General features: G+C 59.9%; 1 protein-coding gene. It reads right to left on the bottom strand.

Annotated elements, in window-relative coordinates; all coding sequences use genetic code 11:
* A partial coding sequence (locus ACIBG8_RS54655) for a condensation domain-containing protein (RefSeq protein WP_397351390.1) occupies nucleotides 1-1,847 on the bottom strand: 1,847 nt, incomplete at its 3' end.
* Nucleotides 1,848-1,882 lie beyond the last annotated feature (35 nt).

The raw sequence follows: 1,882 nt of genomic DNA, 5'->3' as shown, positions 1-1,882 counted from the left end.
ACGCCTTTGGGGCGGCCGGTGGAGCCGGAGGTGTAGATGACGTAGGCGGGGTGTTCTGGTCTTAGTGGTGTGTGGCGGTCAGTGTTGGTCGGGGACGTCTTTCTCTCGTTTGTGATGCGGGTGGTGGTGGCTGTTTGGTCCAGTATTACGCGGGGGGTCTCTATTTCCTGCGGGAGGTCTTTGCTGGCTGATTCTGTGGTGAGCAGGAGGAGGGGGCGGGCGTCTTGGAGCATGTAGCGGATGCGCTCTGCCGGGTAGTCAGGGTCGATGGGTAGATAGGCTGAGCCTGCCTTGAGTACCGCCAGTAGCGCGATCACCATTTGTTCTGAGCGTGGCAGGGCTAGCGCCACGAGTTTCTCTGGCCCTGCTCCCTGGCCGATCAGGTGATGGGCCAGCTGGTTGGCGTGGGTGTCGAGCTCGGCGTAGGTCAGCTCTGTGTCACCGAAGGTCAACGCTGTGGCGTCAGGGGTGAGCAGAACTTGAGTCTGGAATAGTTCCGGTAGCGTCGTGGAGGGGATCTCCTTGGACGAGCCGTTCCATTCCACCAGAATCTGGTGACGTTCCTGCTCGGTGAGCATGTCGATCTGATCGATGCGTGCGTCAGGTTGTGTGGTCACGCTATCCAGCAGGAATGCAAACCGTGCGGCGAGGGTTTCCACCGTGCCTGAATCAAATAGATCTGTTGCGTAGCTAATAGAGCCGATGAATACGTCGTTGTCTTGTTGGAGGTAGAAGGCGAGATCGAATTTGGCGGCGGCGGTGTCGGTATCGTTGTATTCCTGAGTGATGAGAGTGGGCAGGCGGAAGTCGGCTTGGGTGTTGTTTTGCAAAACCAGCAAGATTTGGAACAGCGGGTGCCGGGCTAGCGAGCGGGTGGGGTTGAGAAGCTCTACTAGTCGTTCGAAGGGCAGGTCTTGATGTTCAAAGGCTGCTAGATCGGTATCGCGGACGCGGGCGAGTAGTTCTCGGAAGGTGGGGCGCCCGGATAGGTCAGCGCGCAGGACCAAGGTGTTGACGAAGAATCCGATGAGGCTGTCGAGTGCTTCATCGGAGCGACCAGCCACAGGGGTTCCGATGGGGATGTCGGTGCCAGCACCCATGCCGGAGAGCAGGACGGCCAAGGCGGCTTGGAGAACCATGAAGGGGGTGGTGCCGTTCTCGCGGGCCAACTCGACGATTCTGGTGGTGATCGCGGCGTCGATGGAGAAGTTCACAGATCCGCCGAGATGGCTGGCCGTCGCAGGTCGAGGCCGGTCGAAAGGCAGTTCAAGCTCTTCCGGGAGTTCAGCCAGTGCCTGCCGCCAGTAGGCGGCCTGACGCGCAATGAGGCTATCGGGATCGTCTTCGGAACCGAGCAGATCCTGCTGCCATAGCGTGTAATCCACATACTGCACCGGCAATGCTTCCCATTGCGGGAGCTGACCACTCAGCCGGGCGCCATACGCGGTGGCCAGATCTCGGCTGAGAGGCCCCATGGACCAACCATCGCAAGCGATATGATGCATGAGCAGCACCAGCACTTGCTCCTCGGGCCCAGAGCTGAACACCTCTGCCCGGATCGGGAGCTCAACGCCCAGGTCGAAGGCATACCGGCATGCTTCCGCCACGCGTCCCGTCACATCGGCTGAATCGACCTCGGCCCAGATCACTTCCATCCGCGCCTGATCGACAGGAACGATCTGCTGGAACGGGACGCCGTCTCGCGCCACAAACAGCGTCCGCAATATCTCGTGACGTGCAATCACGTCATTGAGGGCATCCTGCAACGCCTGCCGGTCAATCCTTCCCTCCAAGCGCAAAATGAGAGGGACATTATAGGTGGGACTAGGACCCTCCAGCTGACCCACGAACCACAAACGCCGCTGAGCAAAAGACAACGGAA

It is taken from the genome of Nonomuraea sp. NPDC050556, assembly GCF_044457355.1.
Lineage (GTDB): Bacteria > Actinomycetota > Actinomycetes > Streptosporangiales > Streptosporangiaceae > Nonomuraea.
This window is presented reverse-complemented; position numbering and strand designations above follow the sequence as displayed.